Raw genomic sequence first — 19661 nt, forward strand, 5'->3', positions numbered from 1 at the left:
GTCAAGCGCCTGGTGAGCGTTCAGGTGGCTTTTCAGCGGCAGGCTCGGCAGCCGGGCTTTCCATTGTGGCTCTAAGCTGGGGCAAGCATTCAGGATACTCGCGGCTGATAAAACAGATCAGATTCTCTCGCAGGTAGCAGCGAAGATCCCAATTGGAGCCGGAATCCCCCGAGCTGGCCAGCACCCGCAACTGGACGACCTTGTCGGTGGTGTCAGTGACCTGCAGTACTTTTACCCGCCCGTCCCACAGAGTAGGCACCTGCTCCAGCAGTCGATCCATTTCATCCCGCAATGGTTGTAGCGGTAAGGTGTAATCCGCCCAGAAGAAGACGGAGCCGGTAATGGAAGCGTTATGACGCGTCCAGTTCTGAAATGGTTGTTCGATAAAATACTGTAGTGGTACGACCAGACGACGGTCGTCCCAGATGCGGATTACAACGTAGGTACCGGTTATCTCTTCTACACGGCCCCATTCATTCTCGACAATGACGACGTCGTCAATTCTGATCGGCTGCGTAATGGCGATTTGCAGACCAGCAATGATATTGCCCAGTACGGGCTTGGCTGCAAAGCCGACTGCCAGACCTGCCAGTCCGGCAGATGCCAGCAATCCGGTGCCCACCTGACGCACAGCGGGAAAAGTGGTCAGCATACTGGCAATTCCGAACAACAGTACGAAGAAGCTTAAAGTGCGTACCAACAGTCGGGTTTGTGTTTGGATACGCCGAGCCCGCAGATTGTCGCTGATGTCGACCGGGTTATGCGCCACTATAGTCTGTTGCACCGATTGCACCGCGCGAATACCGATCCAGGTGATCACTGCGATGGTTGCCAGCGAAGTGAGATGTTGAACGCCACCAATCAACGCAATCTCTGCAGATGCTCCCAGCCAAATGGCCTGTAAGCCCAACAGGGGTAATAGATAAACCAGCGGATGAGATAGATTTTCAGCGAGCTGATGTAGGTACGAAAGTCGCGACGTAACCCGGGTCAGCAGTTTGCCAATGAGTTTGGCAATCAGGCCCAGCACCAGTACAGCAATGGTCGCACGCAGCAGAAGTTGAATTTCCGGCGTAACTAGCATCGTGGTCCATTCGGTATTCATCCGGTCCCCTTTGAAAGCAAACGAAATGTGAGTGACTCTTCGCCAAAGGGAGGCAGGGTTGATTCAATAAGGCGCCACCCTTACAGATCGCTGGCGGCAGGAATTAGGGTTTGAATTTTAGTTTTCGCTCCTCCCACAAGCGTGCATATCGGGTGGTTTCCAAGGTGCCTGGCAAATAGTCCGGCAACTTCTGTTTATCAACCGCCTGTAATATGTCTTTGCGCGGCAGGTGCCCCTGGTCGATCAACATATCGAGTTTAAAGCGGTGAACGAACCCACTGACGTCTCTCAGATCCTTAGGTACCACGCGTTTATATAGTTTGTTGTCAGGGCATTCCAGCACCACCATCAGATCACCGTTGGGGGTGGTTTCAGTGGAGACTTTGTATCCAGCTAGCAGTCGGCTGGTTTCGTTCGGATCGCGTTCGTGCATGGGTCTTACTCCGTTGTTACATGAAGTAACTGACGACTGATAAATGATTAGATTCAAGTACTCCGATGAACGGTCGCGAAAAAAGCTGGAAAATGAGTTGAACGTCGTTAATTGCGTGAACTTTGGCCCCGATCGGGGCGGTCAATTCAGCGTCAGTGTCAGCAACACTGCTGCAATACGCTCAACCGAGGCGTATTCAGGACGGCGCAATTCTTCAGAGAAGACATCGGGGTCCAGTTCCTGATACTCCCAGGTGCTTTCGCTGCCCTCCAGCAAGCGCTGCAGCTGCGCATGGAAGGGGTCTTGTCCTTGAACCATGGCCACCCCGGTATAAAGCAGCAACGTCCCCCCAGGAGCCAGCTTGCTCAGCGCCTGTTCAACGATCTTGATCGACAAACCAGCACCCAGTTCACCACCGCCGTGACGATAAGCGCGTTCCTGGGCATCCATCATGTAAGGGGGGTTGGCAATGATCAGGTCCAGGCCAGCTTCGACATTGTCGAGCAAGCTGCTGAGCTTGGGGGTGACGTTCTTCACTCGCGCTACCCGCGCATTGACGCAGGTCATCTGCAGTGCCTGAGGGTTGATATCCACGGCCAGCACCTGGCAGTCCGGTTGAGCGCGAGCCAGTGCAATCGCACCCGCCCCGGAGCCACAGCCAATGTCCGCTGCTCGTGCCACGGAGGGCTTGTTGAAATCCAGCCAGCGCTGCACTGCGTTGACGAATCGGTAAGTATCCGGCCCAAAGAAAACTGCTTCAGTATTGGTGGTCGGGTAGGCCGAATGGCTGAGCAGCAGGTCTCCCAGGCTCGACCACCGAATACTGCTACGCCAACCTTCCGCCCAGGGCCGTAATATGCCGGCCTGCAGCATCAGATCAAAATCTTCGGGAGCGACCAGCTCACGCAGGAAGGGCCGGCTCCAACCGAATACATCGCGAAGGTCCTGTGCCCATTTGCTGCTGTGTCGCTCGTTGTTGTAAGCGTGGGTCAGAGGCGTCACTGTGGTGAACTGGTACCCGTATGAACGCAGCTTCTCCGCCAGCACAACCAGTGCCTGCGAGCGTCTTTCTGAAGGGGCGCCGCCCGGTATGTCGTGTATGTTCGATGCTGCCTGCATAAAAGACCCTGTTCCTTTTCCAGCTATTTATTCAATACATTTGTGATGAAAACAGCCTTGTTGCCAGCAAACCTTCGGGTGTGCCGTGCAGAGAAGGGTTCATCATGTTGATCAGCGTCGCCATGCGTTCGATCCGAGGCATGCTTTCGAGCTGTTGGCGCAGTGTTTCCAGTGGCTCCGACAACGGCTCCAGGGCGAGTTGCGTGCGGTCCGCTGGGCAGACAGCTGTGTCGCTTTCAGCCTTGCGTCGACTGCCGCGTGCAGGCTTGAATTGGCGCTGACGAGCGCTGCTTTTTGCTTCTTCCTGCATCAGCCAGCCATCTGCTATCCACTCATAAATCAGGCGCTGCTCATACTCGGTAAACACACCGAACATCAACGCGTCCGGGCCGGCAATCAGATGCCAGAAACGGCTTTGGCCTGGATCGACTCCGCGCTGTATCCAGCCCCGTGCCTCTAATGCGTCAAGGAAAGCGAGCATCTGTCCGGGCTCGGACAGCCATTCATTTACCGTTTTGCCTTCGAGTTTGCAAAAGTCGGAATGCATTTGCTGACCGAATGTGCGCTTTTGATCGAGCATCCGCAGCAACTCTTCATGAAGATCGAAACTGCGAATAATGGTTCCGCTGCCAACGCCAACATCATTCAACTGATAGCCTGCGCGGACTCGTTGATAAAAATCGGGGTCGGTGCCGCCCGCGCATTGCTGCAATAGCGCTTGAACCGCTTGATGAGCATGTCCGCTATGGGCGTTATCAATGGTGATATGCAAGGTGAAATAGTACGGATCGATATTCAGTTCATGCAATTCGAAAGCGCTGATCAGCAGGTGCAGTGGCAACTGCTCGTAACCCAGGTTGTAGCCGATCACCTCAGGCAGAAATTCCTGGGCATGATAGGCGAGCGACAGCTGCAGGGTACCTTGAACATAGTATTCATCTGGTAGCGCAAGCGGCGCTTCGCAGCCGTGTCTGGCCAGCAGTTGACGATACATCAACACGTGGTTCATCTGTGCCACACCGTCGCCCAACTCTTCCAGATAAGTGCGGATCAGTGGGTGAAACCGTGGATCCTGCCAATGTTCTAACGTGCCGTACAACCACGCACCATCTACCAGTTTTGTTGGGGCGACAGCTTGCAGAAAATGCAATGCATGGGCCTTGCTGGTAAAAAAACGCCGAGGTTTTCCGGCATTCCTTTCTTCAAGATAGGCGGCATATTGCTTACCCACGCTGGCTGCTTTGTTAGCTATCCACGCCTCCAGAGCACGCACATCTTCCGGTAGCTCGCAGTCCATTTCCGCAGCAACGCTCAGATGTTCCTGTAAAAACAGCCGCGACGCAGCAGCCGTCTTCTCGGCCTGAGGCTCAGAAATAAGCTGGTCATAAAGGTTTTTTGTTGTCGAGAATATCCCGGCCATATGGGTTCCATTTGGCCTCAATGAATTTTGGGTGTCCTGTAGCAGCATCTTTTTTCTCCGCGGGTTCGAACCTGCAGGGCAGCCAACCTGCCTGTGTTCTTATGAACTGCACGCAGCGGATAAATTCAATTTTTAACGCGCTAGACGACCATCGGTCTCCCCTCTGGAACTTATCGGGTGGGCCCCGTTCGACAGCAGTATCTTCATAAGGAACACAGACAAACTTGAAATCGCCAAGTGTTTCCAGTCTTGCCGTTGTTGCGCGAGTCAATGGCGATAGGACTAGACCAAATCTGCGAGGAGCGGGGAACGTACCGATAATGGATGGCGGCTAGCTGCCGGAGTCGACGAAGAGCCTTTGAGTAAAATCGACCTCCGGACCAAGCTGTAAAGTAGCAACGTGGACTGTCAGTCTGATAGTACTCAAATATATATCCTATGATCATAAAATGACCAATCGATCTATAAAATTCTTGAACGATGGCTTGGGCTGACCTTTCTACTAGTTAAGTCCTCGCGAACGCTGGAGGAGTTTTTTCCAAATGACATAGGAGATGCGTCATGACCGAACATCGTGGCGGTAAAGGCAGCTTCGCAGAAGATTCACAGCATGCTTCCGAAGCTGGCCAAAAAGGCGGGAGTCATTGATGGCCCAAAGGCACAGTGGAATTTCCGCCGTGCCATTTTTTTGCCTGATCTGTAGGAGATACCATGCACGGACTAACCGGAATACTCGACAACAAAGGTTGCCCGCTGGAAAAGCAGCAGTTCACCTGGAAGGAGATGGCCAGCCGGCCTATCAGTAAGCTCGACGATGACGCTTTTACCCGCGTCAGAGTCATCCTCATGAACGGTGTTGAAACCGATGCTCTGAGACTCAAGCATTTTGGTGCGCGCTTTAACCGCGAGCTACAGTTGCCGCTCGCCCAGATTCGTCGTGTCGAGCAACATCAGGCGACCGCGGTTAATTGGCTGTTGTCAGCTGATCATTCGCCTTTGGAAACCACTGTGGCCTACGAGCAGGTGGCGATAGAGGTGACGGCAGCGGTGGCCCAGAATGAGCCAGATCCCTATCAGGCACAAACTTATCGATTCGGCCTGCTGGAGGATTTTGATCATCTGTATCGGTACTCGGCAATGCTTGATCGGCTGGAAGGGAAAGACGCTAATAATATCCTTCAAGGTTATACCGACATTGTGCCGGGACGCGTGACGACCGATCACCACCGAGCGCCAGAAGATGATCTTCGGGAAAGTTACGACAAAAGCCAAGCCGAGTTGATTACGAAGATTCATGCTGCACTGATCACCGGCGCTGAGTACCAGACGCATGATTACTACATGAATATCGGGCCGACCTTTACTGACCCTGTCGCCCGACAGCTTTATGCGGAAATTGCATCAGTTGAGGAGCAGCATGTCACTCAGTACGGTTCCCTACAGGACCCGGACGAGAGCTTTATGGAAAAGTGGCTGGTGCATGAGGCGATGGAGGTCTATGCCTATTCCAGCTGCGCAGAGCAGGAGGACAATCCCCGCCTCAAGGCGTTGTGGGAGCGCTTTATGGAATATGAGCTTGGTCATCTGAATATGGCTTGTGAGCTGTTCAAGAAGTTGGAGCGGCGCGACCCAGCGGAAGTGCTCAGCGGCGAATTGCCAAAGATGATTCAGTTCAAGAGCCAGCGAGAATTTGTCCGCAAAGTGCTGGACGAAGAAGTCGATTTGCGCACGGATGGCGTGGATTACGTGCCCAAAGAAAAGGAAAGCAAGGCTTCTCAAACCTATCGCAAACAGCTCAATTCAGACGGTGTACCAGCCGAGATTGCGTCAGCCGGTTACCAGTGGGCCCCAGGTACTGAGCTGAACGACAAGCGTTCTTAGGAGATGGTTATGGAAAAGGCAGCTGAACTTGGACACAATGTCACGGGCGCGCAGATGTCGCCCGAAGACACAAAATCATTACTCCAGGCGGTGGAGAAGTATCCCCCTGATATCAAGGGCGATGCCTCCCGGCTCGCCCTGGCCCGTACGGAAATGCGCAAGGAATCAGGCCCGGTGGGGTCTGTTCCCATCCCCGGATCTGTCAAAGGCGTGCTCAAAAGCGGTTTCGACAAGATGCTCGGCAAACAACCCGAGCTTTTGGTCGACAAACTCGGTGAGCGCCTTGCTTACGAACGCACTGGGGTGCGGTTGTATGAAGCTGCACTGGCAAAGTTTGAAGGCACCGCTACTGACGACAAGGAACTGATTCCGACATTACGCCGAATACGCGATGACGAAGCCGCGCATATGAAAATCGTAAAGGAGGCAATCGAAACGCTGGGTGCAGATCCCACCGCGATGACGCCCTGTGCCGACGTGGCGGGGGTGATGGCTCAAGGCATCATGCAGGTGTTGACCGACCCCAGAACCAACGTTTCTCAAGCACTTAACGCGTTGCTTACGCTGGAGCTGACGGATAATGCTGCGTGGGAATTGCTGGTGGATCTTACCAGCAAGGCGGGCCATCCGAAGATAGCCGCCAGTTTTGAAAAAGCATTGGCTGAAGAAGAGCGTCATGTGAGTACCATCAAAGCGCTGTTACAGCAGCAACTTGCAGCTCAGGCCTGAAGATTGGCGAGCTGGCTCACGAGGAGCTCGCTCGCCTTTCCCGTCTTCCGGGTGTCAGGTCGAATTCTTGATGCTGCCCCGAATGTTCATTGCCGCCAGGCCCAACTGCAGAACGATAAGTGCGTATGCCTGCGCGTAAAGTCCCCAGATTATCCATAGCACGTTGCTGGAAAGAAAAACCCAGAAGCCAAATTTTCGCCGCTGTTCGCTTTGCGATCCCACTAATCCGGCGGCAGCAATGGTCACCAGCATTGCTGGCCATTGCACCCAGTCCAGAAACTCCCAATCCAGATACTCCATGGGCTCCTCGCTCAGTTCCCAAGGGGGCGAATGTTGCCCCAATGTCGCCAGTGGTTGACCTCGTCAGTTTTTGATAATTCCTCACTCTCCTTGGGTTTTGGACCACGGGCAATCCAATTGCCTGTGCGAGAGGCTTTGCAGACAAATTCTTCTTGAACTAGCGAGCGTACGCCCAGTCCTGAATTTATAGCAGTTTGGATTACACATCTGGCTCAAGCACCAAATCAGGAGGCCCATATGACTGAAGATAGAACTCCACCAGCACAGCATCAGGATCAGCAGCCAGGATCCGAGCAGCAGATGCACCCGCAACCGATGTACATCACCGATGATTACCGTGGCTCAGACAAACTCAAAGGCAAGGTGGCCATCATTACCGGCGCAGATAGTGGCATTGGCCGCGCGGTCGCCGTGCATTTCGCCCGCGAAGGCGCAAATGTGCTGGTCAGCTATCTGAATGAGGAAGAAGATGCGCGTGTTACCTGCGATGCGATCAAAGCCGAGGGTGCCGAGGCTATCAGCCATGCCGGTGACGTAGCCGAATCGAGTACCTGTCAGGCACTGATCGACAAGGCCATCCAGGCCTGGGGTCGCATCGATATTCTGGTGAATAACGCTGGTGAGCAGCATCCTCAGGAAAATCTTGAGGACATCACCGAGGAGCAGTGGGAAAAAACCTTCCGCACCAATATCTTTGCCATGTTCCAGCTGACCAAAGCCACTCTGCCGCATCTGAAGAAGGGTGCGAGCATCATCAATACCACCTCGATCACCGCCTACAAGGGCAATCCGGTGCTACTGGATTACTCCTCCACCAAGGGCGCGATCACCAGTTTCACTCGCTCTTTGTCGGTCAACCTGGCCAAGCGTGGCATCAGAGTGAATGGCGTGGCGCCGGGTCCGATCTGGACACCCTTGATTCCTTCTACCTTCAGCGCAGATACGGTCTCCGAGTTTGGTGGAAACACGCCGATGGAACGCCCTGGCCAGCCGGCCGAGCTGGCCCCGAGCTACGTCTACCTCGCTTGCGAGGATGCTTCCTATGTCAGCGGCCAGGTGCTGCATGTCAACGGCGGCACCGTGCTCAATGGCTGATCAGGCCTGGCGATTGCCCGCAGCCTCTCCTTGGATATGCCCTCCACACCAGGAGTACCAATGAAATGAATATGACTGCCTCCAGTACATCTGATCACGATGCTGAGCAGACGCTGTCCCTGGATCAGGCCCTGGACATGCCGCGGATCGCGATAGAGAGCATTACGCCTGACGTCGAAGGTGGGCGTTTTGCCGCCAAGGCGGTAGTGCATCAGCAATCGAGCATTTCGGCCGTGGTTTTTTCCGATGGGCATGACCAGCTCGCGGTGGATCTGGTCTGGCGTCGCTTCCCAGATGCGCATTGGCAGCGCACGCCCATGGAAGAGCTGGGCAACGATCATTGGAGTGCTGACCTGACAACACACCTGGCCGGCCGTGTGGTGTTTGCCATTGAAGCCTGGATCGATCTGTACGGCACCTTCCACTATGAGTTGCAGAAGAAACATCAGGCCGGTGTTTCGGTGGATCTGGAGCTGCGCGAAGGTGCGGCGCTGATCAGGGACTCTGCCGCACAGGCGGCAGCCCACCACGTAGAGCGGATGAATCAGCTGGTCGCCGATCTGGACTCCCGTGCTGGCAACGATCAACTGCTGGCCTTGATGCTTGACCCAGGCACAGTCACCACCATGCGCACGGCGGGTTTGCGTGGTCATCTGACGCGCAGCCCGGTGCAGGCGCTGGAAGTGGAGCGGCAACTGGCGCAATTTGCCAGTTGGTACGAACTCTTTCCGCGCTCAGTGACGGATGATCCGCAGCGTCACGGCACCTTTGCGGATGTCGCGGGGCGCCTGCCGGAAATAAGTCAGATGGGTTTTGACGTGCTGTATTTTCCGCCCATCCATCCAATTGGAAGCACCCATCGCAAAGGCCGGAATAACAGTCTGGTAGCGGAAGCGGGGGACCCCGGCAGCCCCTATGCTATTGGTAGCGCCGAAGGCGGTCACGAAGCCATTCACCCGGAACTGGGTAGCCTTGATGAGTTTCTCGAACTGGTCAGCAAGGCACGTGACCACGGCTTGGAGATTGCCCTGGATTTTGCCATTCAGTGCTCGCCGGACCATCCATGGATCACCGAGCATCCCGGCTGGTTCAGCTGGCGTCCAGATGGCAGCATCCGGCACGCGGAGAACCCGCCAAAAAAGTATGAGGATATCGTCAACGTCGACTTTTATGCTGACGATGCTATCCCGGACTTGTGGCTGGCTTTACGTGATGCGGTCAAAGGCTGGGCTGGACACGGCGTCACCCTGTTTCGCGTAGATAATCCGCATACTAAGCCGCTGCCGTTCTGGGAATGGCTGATTGCCGATATCCGCCGCGATTACCCCGATACGATTTTTCTCGCAGAGGCCTTCACCCGGCCGGCGATGATGGCACGGCTGGGCAAGTTGGGGTTCAGCCAGAGTTATACTTATTTCACCTGGCGCAACACCAAGGACGAACTGCAGAGCTATTTTGCCGAGCTGAATACCAGCCCTTGGCGCGACTGTTACCGGCCCAATTTTTTCGTCAATACCCCGGATATCAATCCGCGCTTTCTGCATGAATCGGGGCGCGCGGGTTTTCTTATCCGCGCTGCGCTCGCGACCATGGGCTCGGGCCTGTGGGGTATGTATTCCGGCTTTGAAATTGCCGAAGCGGCGCCCGTGCCCGGCAAGGAAGAGTATCTGGATTCAGAGAAGTACCAGATTCGCCCGCGGGACTATCAGGCCGAGGGCAACATTGTGGCGGAGATTACCCGGCTCAATCTGATTCGCCGGCAGAACCCCGCATTGCAAACCCATCTGGGTTTTCAGGCCTATAACGCCTGGAACGACAACATCTTCTATTTTGGCAAGCGCACCGAGGATCTGAGCAACTTCATCCTGATTGCCATCAGCCTGGATCCGCACCATCCGCAGGAAGCGCATTTCGACCTGCCGTTATGGGAGTTCGGCTTGCCGGACGATGCCAGCATGCATGGAGAGGATTTAATGAACGGCCATACCTGGATCTGGCACGGGAAAACACAATGGATGCGCATTGATCCCGCTTACCAGCCATTCGGAATTTGGCGTCTACGTACCGTTGAAGGGACATAATCATGACAGAGTCGGCTTTTCTCAATGATCCGCAGTGGTACAAGGACGCGGTGATTTACCAGGTACATGTAAAATCCTTTTTCGACGCTAATAACGATGGTATCGGCGATTTCGCCGGCCTGATCGAGAAGCTCGATTACATCGCCGGGCTGGGTGTGAACACCATCTGGCTGCTGCCGTTCTACCCATCGCCGCGGCGTGACGATGGGTATGACATCGCCGCTTACCGCGGCGTGCATCCGGACTATGGCAGCATGGCCGATGCCAAGCGCTTTATCGCCCAGGCACATCGCCGGGGTTTGCGCGTGATAACCGAATTGGTGATCAACCACACCTCTGATCAGCATCCCTGGTTCCAGCGTGCGCGGCAGGCAAAGAAGGGCTCCAAAGCCCGCGATTTTTACGTCTGGTCGGATACCGACGATTTATACCAGGGCACTCGCATCATCTTTCTGGATACCGAAAAGTCCAACTGGACCTGGGATCCAGTAGCCAAGCAGTACTTCTGGCACCGCTTCTATTCGCATCAGCCGGACCTGAATTTCGATAATCCGCAGGTGTTGAAGGCCGTGTTGAGCGTTATGCGTTTCTGGTTGGATCTGGGCGTGGATGGCCTGCGGCTGGATGCCATCCCTTATCTGATCGAGCGCGACGGCACCAACAACGAGAATCTGCCGGAAACTCATGTGGTGCTGAAAAAGATCCGTGCCGAACTGGACGCGCATTATCCCGACCGCATGCTGCTGGCTGAAGCCAATCAGTGGCCGGAGGACACGCAGCAGTATTTCGGCGATGGCGACGAGTGCCACATGGCCTTCCACTTTCCGCTGATGCCGCGCATGTATATGGCCATCGCTCAGGAAGATCGCTTTCCGATCACCGACATTCTGCGGCAGACCCCGGACATCCCCGAGGCCTGCCAGTGGGCAATCTTCCTGCGCAACCATGATGAGTTGACGCTGGAAATGGTGACCGACAAGGAGCGGGACTATCTGTGGAACTACTATGCAGCCGACCGCCGAGCGCGCATCAATCTGGGTATCCGGCGTCGGCTGGCGCCGTTGGTGGAACGCGATCGCCGGCGTATCGAGCTGCTCAACAGTCTGCTGCTGTCGATGCCAGGGACGCCAACCCTGTATTACGGCGACGAGATCGGCATGGGTGACAATATTTTCCTCGGCGATCGCGACGGCGTCCGTACCCCGATGCAATGGTCGATCGACCGCAACGGCGGGTTCTCCGCTGCGGATCCGGCCAGTCTGGTGCTGCCTCCCATCCAGGATCCGCTATATGGCTTTCAAACCATCAATGTTGAATCTCAGTCCCGCGATGCCCACTCGCTACTGAACTGGACCCGGCGCATGCTGGCGGTGCGCAAGCAGCAAAAGGCCTTCGGGCGCGGCACTTTGAAAATGCTGTCGCCGAGCAACCGGCGGATTATCGCCTACCTGCGTGAATACCATGATGGCGACGGCCGCCATGAGACCATCCTTTGCGTGGCCAATCTGTCACGCGCGGCCCAGGCGGCAGAGCTGGATCTGGCTGCATATGACGGAAGGGTGCCAGTGGAGATGGTTGGCGGTACCTCATTCCCGCCGATTGGCCGCCTGAATTATCTGCTGACACTGCCGCCCTACGGTTTCTTCTGGTTCCTGCTGGCGGATGAAAAACAGATGCCGAGCTGGCATGTTGAGCCGTCAGAAGCCATGCCGGATCTGCGCACCCTGGTGATCACCAGTCATCTGTCCGAGCTGACACGGCCCGCGCAACGCGAGCAGCTGGAGCGCGAATGCTTGCCGCCTTATCTGCACAGCCGTCGCTGGTTTGCTGCGTCAGATGCGCAGCCTGAGGTAAAGATGCTCTATGCCATACCGCTGGATGACTCGAAGGTACCCAGCCTGCTGAGCGAGTGGGAAGTATCGGGTGGGCGTCGGCAAGCGTGTTATCAACTGCCGCTGGCGTATGTCGACGAGCAGCAGGCCGGAAGTGGCTCGGTGCAGCAGTCGGCGCTGGCACTGGCACGGTTGCGGCGGGGGCGGCAGGTGGGCCTGATAACCGATGCGGTCAGCCTGGAGAACTTTGCTCCACAGGTGGTCAAGCATCTACGTCAGTCTAGTGTACTCAATGGTGAGACGGTTGGTGAGCAGGAGCCGTTTGAAATCCAGTTTCTGCCGGCGCAGGGCTTGCAGGCGCTTGAGCCAAACGAGCAGGAGTCTTCTCGGCTGTTTGGCGCCGAGCAGTCGAATACCTCCATTGCGCTGGGCGAACGGATGATGCTCAAGCTGATTCGTAAAGTGGTACCTGGTGTTCACCCTGAAGCAGAAATGGGTACTTTCCTCACTAACGCTGGATTTGCGCACATTCCGCCGCTGTTGGGTGAGGTGCGCCGGGTCAACCAGGCCGGGGAGCCGCATACGCTGATGGTGCTGCAGGGTTACATGAACAGCCAGGGTGATGCGTGGCAATGGACGCTGGATACCCTTGAGCGAGCCGTCCGGGACCAGTTGGCGGGCGGTATGTCGGAGCAGGAAAGTCAATTTACTGCGCTGGCGGAACTGGAAACCTTTGCCGGATTGCTGGGGCAGCGCCTGGGCGAGATGCATGTGTTACTTGCGCTGCGGTCTGACAATCCGGACTTTGGTCATGTTGTCAGTACCGCGGAGGACGCCAATAACTGGGCCGATAGCGTGGCCGAGCAGTTGCAGCAAGCCTTGACCGAGTCAATGCGTTATCAAGCTTATCTGAATGAGGACGACCAACAACTTCTGCAGTCACTCGACGCCCGCCACGGCGAGCTGTTGAGGCAGGTCCAGTTATTGGCCGAGCGGATTGAGGGCGGTATCTGTACGCGGGTGCATGGCGACCTGCACCTGGGGCAGGTGCTGGTGGTGCAGGGTGATGCCTGCTTTATTGATTTCGAGGGCGAGCCCACCCGCAGCCTTGCGGAACGGCGCGCCCGGCACAGCCCGTTGAAAGACGTGAGTGGCATGCTGCGTTCTTTTGATTACGCCGCAGCCATGGCTATACGCAATGTACAGAGTACCGATCTGTCTGAAGAAGCTGCGCAGGCACGACGCACAATTGCGCAAACCTATCTGTTCCAGACTCATGCCGCGTTTTTGGATGCTTACCGGTTAGCTGCGGCAGAATTGCCGCATGCCTGGCGTGACCGGGATGGCGAGGGGGCTGCGTTGACCCTGTTCGGCATAGAAAAAGCAGCCTACGAAATGCTCTATGAAGCTCAGTACCGGCGTGATTGGCTGAGTGTGCCGCTGCGGGGTATGGCGGAGTTGGTTAAACCTTTGTTGGGGGGCAGCACTGATGAGTAACCGTGAAGTTCGCAGTGATGAGCAACTGCGCCAGGGCCTGGAAGCGCTTTTGCGAGCGGAACATGGCGACCCCTTTGCTCTGCTTGGGCCTCAGGTCGACGAACAGGGCATGGTGGTGCGAACCTTGCAGCCGGGTGCGCTGCAGGTGGAACTGGTTGCAGCTGAAACCGGTGCCTCCCTGGGCATGCTTGAACAGCAGGACCACAGTGGGCTGTTCAGCCTGCGCCTGCCTGAGTTGGTCGACTATTTATATCGTATAAGTTGGCCTGATGCAGTCCAGGAAACGGAGGATCCCTATGCATTTTCCTCGCAGCTGGGTGAAATGGATATTTATCTGTTCAGCGAGGGAAAACACCGCGAACTGGGTAACAGCTTCGGTGCGCAACTGGTCGAAGTCGGGGGTGTGAAGGGCGTGCGTTTCAGCGTCTGGGCGCCCAATGCCCGGCGAGTATCGGTGGTGGGGCAGTTCAATAGCTGGGATGGCCGCCGCCACCCGATGCGGCTGCACCCCTCTGCAGGGGTCTGGGAGCTGTTCATCCCGCGCCTGGGACCGGGAGAAGTATATAAATATGAAATTCTCGGCAGCCACGGCGTGTTGCCATTGCGTGCAGATCCGCTGGCGCTGGCGACCGAGCTGCCCCCTGCTACCGGCTCGGTAGTTGCAGCGGAATTGGCATTCGACTGGCAGGATGACGCCTGGATGCAGCGTCGTACATCGGCCCCTGCAACCGCCAGTGCGCTCTCGATCTATGAACTTCATGCTGGTTCCTGGCGCCACGGTCCGAGTACGGAGGAGGGCGAAGAATTTCATGTGCTGAACTGGCAGGAATTGGGTGAGCAATTGATCCCGTACGTGCTGGATCTGGGCTTCAGCCATATCGAACTATTGCCGATCATGGAGCATCCTTTCGGCGGCTCCTGGGGCTACCAGCCGCTCTCACAGTTTGCGCCCACCGCACGCTATGGCAGCCCGCACGATTTCGCCGCATTCGTTGATGCCTGCCACCAGGCCGGGCTCGGCGTGATTCTGGATTGGGTACCGGCGCATTTCCCCAATGATGCTCACGGGCTGGCGATGTTCGATGGCACCGCCCTGTATGAATACGCTCATCCGTTCGAGGGTTACCATCAGGACTGGAATACCTGCATCTTCAACCTTGGGCGCAACGAGGTACATGGCTTTATGCTCGCCTCGGCGTTGCACTGGCTACGCACTTACCATATCGACGGACTGCGCGTGGATGCGGTGGCCTCCATGCTCTATCGCGACTACTCGCGCAAGGCTGACGAGTGGATCCCCAATCAGCATGGCGGACGCGAAAATCTGGAAGCCATCGATTTTCTACGGCATCTGAACGAGGTGGTCGCCAGCGAGGTGCCGGGCGCGATGGTTATCGCCGAAGAGTCCACCGCCTGGCCGGGGGTTAGTCGCCCCAGTCGCGAAGGCGGCCTGGGATTTGATTTCAAATGGAACATGGGCTGGATGCATGACAGCCTGAGTTATATGGCCGAAGATCCGTTGCACCGCCAGCATCATCACCATCAACTGACCTTCGGTCTGCTCTATGCTTTCTCGGAGCATTTCATTCTGCCCATATCGCATGATGAAGTGGTGCACGGCAAGCGCTCGTTGCTCGACAAGATGCCTGGTGATCACTGGCAGAAACTGGCGAATCTGCGCCTGTACTTCAGCTTCATGTGGACCCATCCGGGCAAGAAGCTGCTATTCATGGGCTGTGAGTTCGGTCAGTGGCGCGAATGGAATCACGACGCCGAACTGGACTGGTACCTGTTGCAGTACGGTGAGCACCAGGGAGTTCATGGTTTATTGCGCGACCTCAATGGTCTATACCGCAATGAGCCGGCACTGCACCGTTATGATGATCGCGAAGCCGGGTTCGAATGGCTGATTGGCGACGATCAGGCGAACAGTGTTTTTGCCTGGTTGCGCAAGGGCGAGAGTGACGACCCGCCAGTGCTGGTGGTACACAACTTCACCCCGACCCCGCGTTTGAGCTATCGCGTCGGTGTGCCCTGCGGTGGTAACTGGCAAGTATTGATCAATAGCGATGCAGAACAATATTCCGGCTCAAATGCTGGCAGTAGGGGGCCGCTGGCGAGCGAAATGGTGGCCAGCCACGGCAAGGACCAGTCACTGGTGCTGGATCTGCCGCCACTGGCAACCCTTGTTCTGCGGCCTTAACCTTTGCTTGTTGCGCTAACGGGCCCGTCGGTACGGCGGGCTCGGGCCTGCTTTTCCAGAAGCAGATAAACCACACAAGCCAAAGCCAGCGGGAACAGGAAATACAGCGCGCGATAACCGATAAGCGCGGCCATGATTTCGTTTTGAGGAAACTGTTGTTGCAGCAGGGTAATGAAGACTACCTCGATGACGCCCAGTCCGGCCGGAATATGCGTAACCACCCCGGCTATGCTGCTGACCATCAGGATGGCCAGAATCGTTGGATAGAAGGCACCCTCCGGCAATAACAGAAAGATCAACAGGGCCATCATCGACCAGTTCGCTGCACCAAGCACGGCTTGTAGCAAGGCGAACTTCAGCGGTGGCAGCACGATTTCATGCCCGCGTATATGCCAACTACGTCGCTTGGATATGCCACACGCCAGCAGATAGCCTAACGCAACTATTACCAGCGCGATCCCGATCAATCGCAATCCGGTCTGACCGATCTCCCAACTCTCGGGCAGCCGCAACAGACCCAGGCTGAACAGAATGCCGGCGAGCAGAATGTAGCCCAGCCAGTTGGTGACCATGCTCAGGCTCATGACACGAGTGATGGTCGGTACGTCCAACCCGTATCGAGAGTAAAGCCGGTAGCGCAGCGCCACGCCGCCGACAATCGCCCCCATGTTCAAGTTGAATGCGTAACAGACGAAGGTCACCGGCAGCACTTCGCTTATGCGCATGGAGTGGCGGGTGTAAGCGCGGCCGAGCAGATCAAAACAGCTGTAGGTGGCATAGCTGACCAGCGCAATGACCGCGCCGATGGCCAGGGTGCTCAGGGGGTAATCGCGCAGCGTGGTAATGACTTCGGCCCAGTCGACATTGCGTGCCAGGTAAAACAGCAGCACCGGCACCGCGATGAAAAAACACCAGGTGAGTATCCGCTTGGCCCAATACCACCATGGTCGGCTCGGTGATGGGTCTGCGCTCTGTCCGGCATTGCTCAAGAGGTTTTCTCCTGATTCAGCTGCAGCTCAGGTTCAGCACTAGCATCATTCGCCGGCTCCAGATGCGGGCGTAGCAGCTTCATCATCGGCACATGGGCCGGCAACTGACCGGCCATGGACGGAAAGCGGCGGATAAAGTGAAAGCACATCACGGTCAGTGGGGCGCGCCACCAGGACCCGCGCATGGCGGTTTCCAGGGACACCTGCTGGCATTTTTCGGCGACCAGTTCCTTTAAGTGCTGGTGCAGCTGCTGGTTGAACGGAGGATGGCGGATGATCAGGTTGGCTTCCAGGTTCAGCGACAGGCTCAGGGGATCCAGGTTGCTCGAACCCACCGTGGCCCATTCCTGATCGACCAGCGCGACCTTGCCGTGCAGCGGCCGTTCGCGATATTCATAGATGCTCACACCGTCACGCAGCAGATAGTTATACAGCAGCTTGGCGCAGGCCCGGACCCAGGGCATATCGGGTTGGCCTTGAAGGATTAGCGTCACATCCACGCCCCGTCGGGAAGCATTGCGTAATTCGCGCATCAGCCGGTACCCGGGGAAAAAGTAGGCATTGGCAATCACCAGCCGATAGTTGGCGCTGCGGATCGCCTGCAGATACTGGCGTTCGATATCGGTGGGGTGCAGATCATTGTCGCGAATCGCCACACGCATTCGCGCATCACCGGTAAAGCGTGGCAGGCCCTGCATGGCGGGCAGGCTGCGGCGGGGGCGGCCACCTTCCCGGTTCTGCCGAAACAGATCCAGGCTGGCACGGTGAATATCCACCACAATAGGACCGGTAACGCGTACCGCGTAGTCCTGTTTGGCCATTGGCCCGAAGTCGGCCAAGTGATCGGCACTGAAGTTGATACCGCCGACGAACGCCTCTTCGCCGTCAACGACGATGATCTTGCGGTGCAGGCGCCGAAACATGTTGGTGCGGTAGCCGAGAATCTTCGGCTTTGGGTCAAACATGTGCAATTTAACCCCGACGCTGGTCATTGCCGCCACAAAGGGCGCACTCAGATCCGCGGTGCCATAGCCGTCAACCATCACCTGGACCTCGACACCGCGGCTGGCGACCTCGATCAGTATCTGCTGCAGCTCATTGCCGACCTTGTCCTCAAAGATAATGAAGGTCTCCAACAACACCTGCTTTTGCGCAGCGCGGATGCGGGCAAAAACGGCGGGGAAGTAGGCTTCGCCGTTGATCAAGAGTTCGACATCGTTACCTTCACGCCAGATATAGCTCATAGATGGATCTCCACCACCAACGGGACATGGTCGGACAGGTGCGACCAGGGACGTTTTGACAGGACTTCAGGGTTATGGGTACTGGCGTTGCGCACGTAAATGCGGTCCAGCCGCAGTAACGGCCAGCGCGCCGGAAAACTTTTTGCCGGTGCCCCATGCGCTTTGACAAAGGCTTCTTCGAGGCCGCGCTCGGCGAGCTGCGTATCGGCTTGCTGGCGCCAATCATTGAAATCGCCCGCGACGATTACCGGCGCATCGGGCGCCAGGCTGTCGAGCAGCCCGCCAAGCAGGTGCAACTGCTGGGTGCGATGGCTTTCGCGCAAGCCCAGATGCACGCAGATGGCATGCACTTCCTTATGGCCTGGCACATCCAGGATCGCGTGGAGCATCCCGCGTTCCTCGGTACCATCTATGCTCACATCCAGATTGTTGAACTCGAGAATCGGGAACTTGGACAGCAACGCGTTGCCATGATGGCCTTCGGGATATACCGCGTTGCGGCCGTAGGCGAAATCCTGCCAGAGGCTATCGGCGAGAAACTCGTAGTGCGGTACGTCCGGCCAGCCACGCACGTTCTTGCCATGGCGGTGGTGTGCGCCGAGTACTTCCTGAAGAAAGACAATGTCCGAACTGGTGGTTTGCACTGCTTCGCGCAGCTCCGGGAGAATAAAGCGCCGGTTCAACCAGGCAAAGCCCTTGTGCGTGTTGACGGTCATTATCCGCAGGCAGTGAACCTCGGGCGCCGTTTCGGTGGGGCGTTTGGGTAGCGGGTTGGGCATGTTCATGCGAGCTTCTCCGTCATCTCGCCTGGAGTGACTTCGAGGGTGTCGGTCAGCGTGAGCTTTTCCAGTAGTCGCCGAGCGTCATAGGGGGCACGTACTTTGATATCGTTATCGAAGTAGCAGAACAGGTCTCGCGAGCTGCGTTTGGGTGGCTGCTTTTTTGATACCCGTTGGGCGTCACGCGGTTGTGCACCAGAGGTCCAGCTGCGTATGCGTTTTTCCCAATGAGTCAGGGCTTTTTCGCTGTAACCGCTGCTGTATAGCTGCTTGTCACCGTGCAGGCGCAGGTAGAGGAAATCACTGGTGACGTCTTCCAGGAACGGCCATTTTCCAGCCGTGTCTGCGATCACCAGCGCTACCTTGTATTTGCGTAGCAATGCGATAAATTCGTCGCAGGCAAAACTGGAATGGCGGATCTCCACTGCGTGGCGCAGACGCGTTTTCGCCGGCAGCTTGGATATCGGCGGCGGTTCGCCGCGTGTGGCCTGGGCAGCGCAGCGGCGAGCAGCGCTGACCGTCTTAGGCAACAGGCTCAGAAAGTGGTCAAAGCGTTCTGTGTCGAATTTGAAACTGGGCGGGAATTGCCAGAGGGTCGCCCCGAGTTTGTCGCCTAATTCCAGCACCCCTGAAGCGTAAAAGTTGGCGATGGGTTCTTCAACATCGCGCAAGCGTTTTACATGGGTGATATAGCGTGGCGCCTTGACGCTGAAAACAAAATTATCCGGCGTGTCGGCGTACCAGCCGGCATAGCGCTCCGGTGTTTGCAGGGCGTAGAAGGAGCCGTTTATTTCAATCGAACTGACTGCCCGGGAGGCGTAAGCGAGCTCCTGACGCTGCTTTAAACCCTCCGGGTAGAAATCGCCACGCCACGGCGTGTAGCGCCAGCCGGAAATGCCGATATGGATATCACTCACTAACCCACTACCCCCCAATAGCCAAGGCTATTGCTCG

The 19661-nt window shown here is 56.6% G+C and carries 16 protein-coding genes; 7 read left to right on the forward strand and 9 right to left on the reverse strand.

The features are described from left to right. Position 1: 1 nt before the first annotated feature. The 4 genes from EAO82_RS07795 to EAO82_RS07810 form a co-directional block, all read right to left on the reverse strand. Positions 2 to 1105 (reverse strand): mechanosensitive ion channel family protein, encoded by a 1104-nt coding sequence (locus tag EAO82_RS07795; protein WP_096346193.1) that lies wholly within the window; start codon positions 1103 to 1105, stop codon positions 2 to 4. A 103-nt stretch (positions 1106 to 1208) separates the two neighbouring features. Then, entirely contained in the window at positions 1209 to 1538 is a 330-nt protein-coding gene (locus tag EAO82_RS07800) for a DUF3509 domain-containing protein (RefSeq protein ID WP_096346192.1), read from the reverse strand. 141 nt (positions 1539 to 1679) lie between these two features. Then, positions 1680 to 2657, reverse strand: coding sequence for a methyltransferase (locus EAO82_RS07805; protein ID WP_096346191.1), 978 nt, complete (start codon positions 2655 to 2657; stop codon positions 1680 to 1682). A gap of 31 nt (positions 2658 to 2688) precedes the next feature. Beyond that, a complete protein-coding gene (locus EAO82_RS07810; RefSeq protein WP_174958790.1) occupies positions 2689 to 4077 on the reverse strand; it encodes an iron-containing redox enzyme family protein in 1389 nt (462 codons plus the stop codon). 561 nt (positions 4078 to 4638) lie between these two features. Here EAO82_RS07810 and EAO82_RS07815 point away from each other — a divergent pair. The 3 genes from EAO82_RS07815 (at position 4639) to EAO82_RS07825 (ending at position 6687) form a co-directional block, all read left to right on the forward strand. Next, on the forward strand, positions 4639 to 4725 hold the full coding sequence (locus tag EAO82_RS07815; RefSeq protein ID WP_143520297.1) for a KGG domain-containing protein: 87 nt from the start codon (positions 4639 to 4641) through the stop codon (positions 4723 to 4725). A 63-nt stretch (positions 4726 to 4788) separates the two neighbouring features. After that, positions 4789 to 5958, forward strand: coding sequence for a hypothetical protein (locus EAO82_RS07820; protein ID WP_096346189.1), 1170 nt, complete (start codon positions 4789 to 4791; stop codon positions 5956 to 5958). Positions 5959 to 5967: 9 nt separating this feature from the next. Further along, entirely contained in the window at positions 5968 to 6687 is a 720-nt protein-coding gene (locus tag EAO82_RS07825) for a demethoxyubiquinone hydroxylase family protein (protein WP_096346188.1), read from the forward strand. A 54-nt stretch (positions 6688 to 6741) separates the two neighbouring features. Here the strand turns inward: EAO82_RS07825 and EAO82_RS07830 are convergent, their stop codons facing one another. Beyond that, entirely contained in the window at positions 6742 to 6987 is a 246-nt protein-coding gene (locus EAO82_RS07830) for a hypothetical protein (protein ID WP_096346187.1), read from the reverse strand. A gap of 237 nt (positions 6988 to 7224) precedes the next feature. On the opposite strand from EAO82_RS07830, the gene EAO82_RS07835 reads away from it, so the two are divergent. From EAO82_RS07835 to glgB, 4 genes are all read left to right on the forward strand, one after another. Beyond that, positions 7225 to 8082, forward strand: a complete 858-nt coding sequence (locus tag EAO82_RS07835; protein WP_096346186.1) for an SDR family oxidoreductase — start codon at positions 7225 to 7227, stop codon at positions 8080 to 8082. Between the two features lie 71 nt (positions 8083 to 8153). After that, positions 8154 to 10163 carry an alpha-1,4-glucan--maltose-1-phosphate maltosyltransferase gene (locus EAO82_RS07840; protein ID WP_096346294.1) on the forward strand — a complete coding sequence of 670 codons (2010 nt, stop codon included), beginning with the start codon at positions 8154 to 8156 and terminating at the stop codon, positions 10161 to 10163. 2 nt (positions 10164 to 10165) lie between these two features. Further along, on the forward strand, positions 10166 to 13492 hold the full coding sequence (treS, locus tag EAO82_RS07845; RefSeq protein WP_096346185.1) for a maltose alpha-D-glucosyltransferase: 3327 nt from the start codon (positions 10166 to 10168) through the stop codon (positions 13490 to 13492). Further along, positions 13485 to 15695 (forward strand): 1,4-alpha-glucan branching protein GlgB, encoded by a 2211-nt coding sequence (gene glgB, locus EAO82_RS07850; RefSeq protein ID WP_096346184.1) that lies wholly within the window; start codon positions 13485 to 13487, stop codon positions 15693 to 15695. Before treS ends, glgB begins: the two co-directional genes overlap by 8 nt. Here the strand turns inward: glgB and EAO82_RS07855 are convergent. The 4 genes from EAO82_RS07855 to EAO82_RS07870 are packed head-to-tail and all read right to left on the reverse strand — an operon-like array spanning position 15692 to position 19624. After that, positions 15692 to 16684 (reverse strand): lysylphosphatidylglycerol synthase domain-containing protein, encoded by a 993-nt coding sequence (locus EAO82_RS07855; RefSeq protein ID WP_096346183.1) that lies wholly within the window; start codon positions 16682 to 16684, stop codon positions 15692 to 15694. The two genes, glgB and EAO82_RS07855, sit on opposite strands and share 4 nt — an antisense overlap. Further along, the gene (gene clsB, locus EAO82_RS07860) at positions 16681 to 17928 is read right to left on the reverse strand and encodes a cardiolipin synthase ClsB (protein ID WP_096346182.1); all 1248 of its coding nucleotides are present in this window, start codon (positions 17926 to 17928) and stop codon (positions 16681 to 16683) included. The genes EAO82_RS07855 and clsB overlap by 4 nt, the downstream gene beginning before the upstream one ends. Further along, positions 17925 to 18713: an endonuclease/exonuclease/phosphatase family protein gene (locus EAO82_RS07865; RefSeq protein WP_096346181.1), complete on the reverse strand. Its 789-nt coding sequence runs from the start codon at positions 18711 to 18713 to the stop codon at positions 17925 to 17927. The genes clsB and EAO82_RS07865 overlap by 4 nt, the downstream gene beginning before the upstream one ends. Continuing rightward, on the reverse strand, positions 18710 to 19624 hold the full coding sequence (locus EAO82_RS07870; protein ID WP_096346180.1) for a DUF72 domain-containing protein: 915 nt from the start codon (positions 19622 to 19624) through the stop codon (positions 18710 to 18712). The genes EAO82_RS07865 and EAO82_RS07870 overlap by 4 nt, the downstream gene beginning before the upstream one ends. Positions 19625 to 19661: the final 37 nt, after the last annotated feature.

This window comes from Halopseudomonas pelagia, from assembly GCF_009497895.1.
Classification (GTDB): domain Bacteria; phylum Pseudomonadota; class Gammaproteobacteria; order Pseudomonadales; family Pseudomonadaceae; genus Halopseudomonas; species Halopseudomonas pelagia_A.

Coding starts and splice junctions, on each gene's coding strand:
- EAO82_RS07795 (WP_096346193.1), bottom strand. CDS start 1,105: ATGAATACCGAATGGACCACGATGCTAGTTACGCCGGAAATTCAACTT.
- EAO82_RS07800 (WP_096346192.1), bottom strand. CDS start 1,538: ATGCACGAACGCGATCCGAACGAAACCAGCCGACTGCTAGCTGGATAC.
- EAO82_RS07805 (WP_096346191.1), bottom strand. CDS start 2,657: ATGCAGGCAGCATCGAACATACACGACATACCGGGCGGCGCCCCTTCA.
- EAO82_RS07810 (WP_174958790.1), bottom strand. CDS start 4,077: ATGGCCGGGATATTCTCGACAACAAAAAACCTTTATGACCAGCTTATT.
- EAO82_RS07815 (WP_143520297.1), top strand. CDS start 4,639: ATGACCGAACATCGTGGCGGTAAAGGCAGCTTCGCAGAAGATTCACAG.
- EAO82_RS07820 (WP_096346189.1), top strand. CDS start 4,789: ATGCACGGACTAACCGGAATACTCGACAACAAAGGTTGCCCGCTGGAA.
- EAO82_RS07825 (WP_096346188.1), top strand. CDS start 5,968: ATGGAAAAGGCAGCTGAACTTGGACACAATGTCACGGGCGCGCAGATG.
- EAO82_RS07830 (WP_096346187.1), bottom strand. CDS start 6,987: ATGGAGTATCTGGATTGGGAGTTTCTGGACTGGGTGCAATGGCCAGCA.
- EAO82_RS07835 (WP_096346186.1), top strand. CDS start 7,225: ATGACTGAAGATAGAACTCCACCAGCACAGCATCAGGATCAGCAGCCA.
- EAO82_RS07840 (WP_096346294.1), top strand. CDS start 8,154: ATGACTGCCTCCAGTACATCTGATCACGATGCTGAGCAGACGCTGTCC.
- treS (WP_096346185.1), top strand. CDS start 10,166: ATGACAGAGTCGGCTTTTCTCAATGATCCGCAGTGGTACAAGGACGCG.
- glgB (WP_096346184.1), top strand. CDS start 13,485: ATGAGTAACCGTGAAGTTCGCAGTGATGAGCAACTGCGCCAGGGCCTG.
- clsB (WP_096346182.1), bottom strand. CDS start 17,928: ATGAGCTATATCTGGCGTGAAGGTAACGATGTCGAACTCTTGATCAAC.
- EAO82_RS07865 (WP_096346181.1), bottom strand. CDS start 18,713: ATGAACATGCCCAACCCGCTACCCAAACGCCCCACCGAAACGGCGCCC.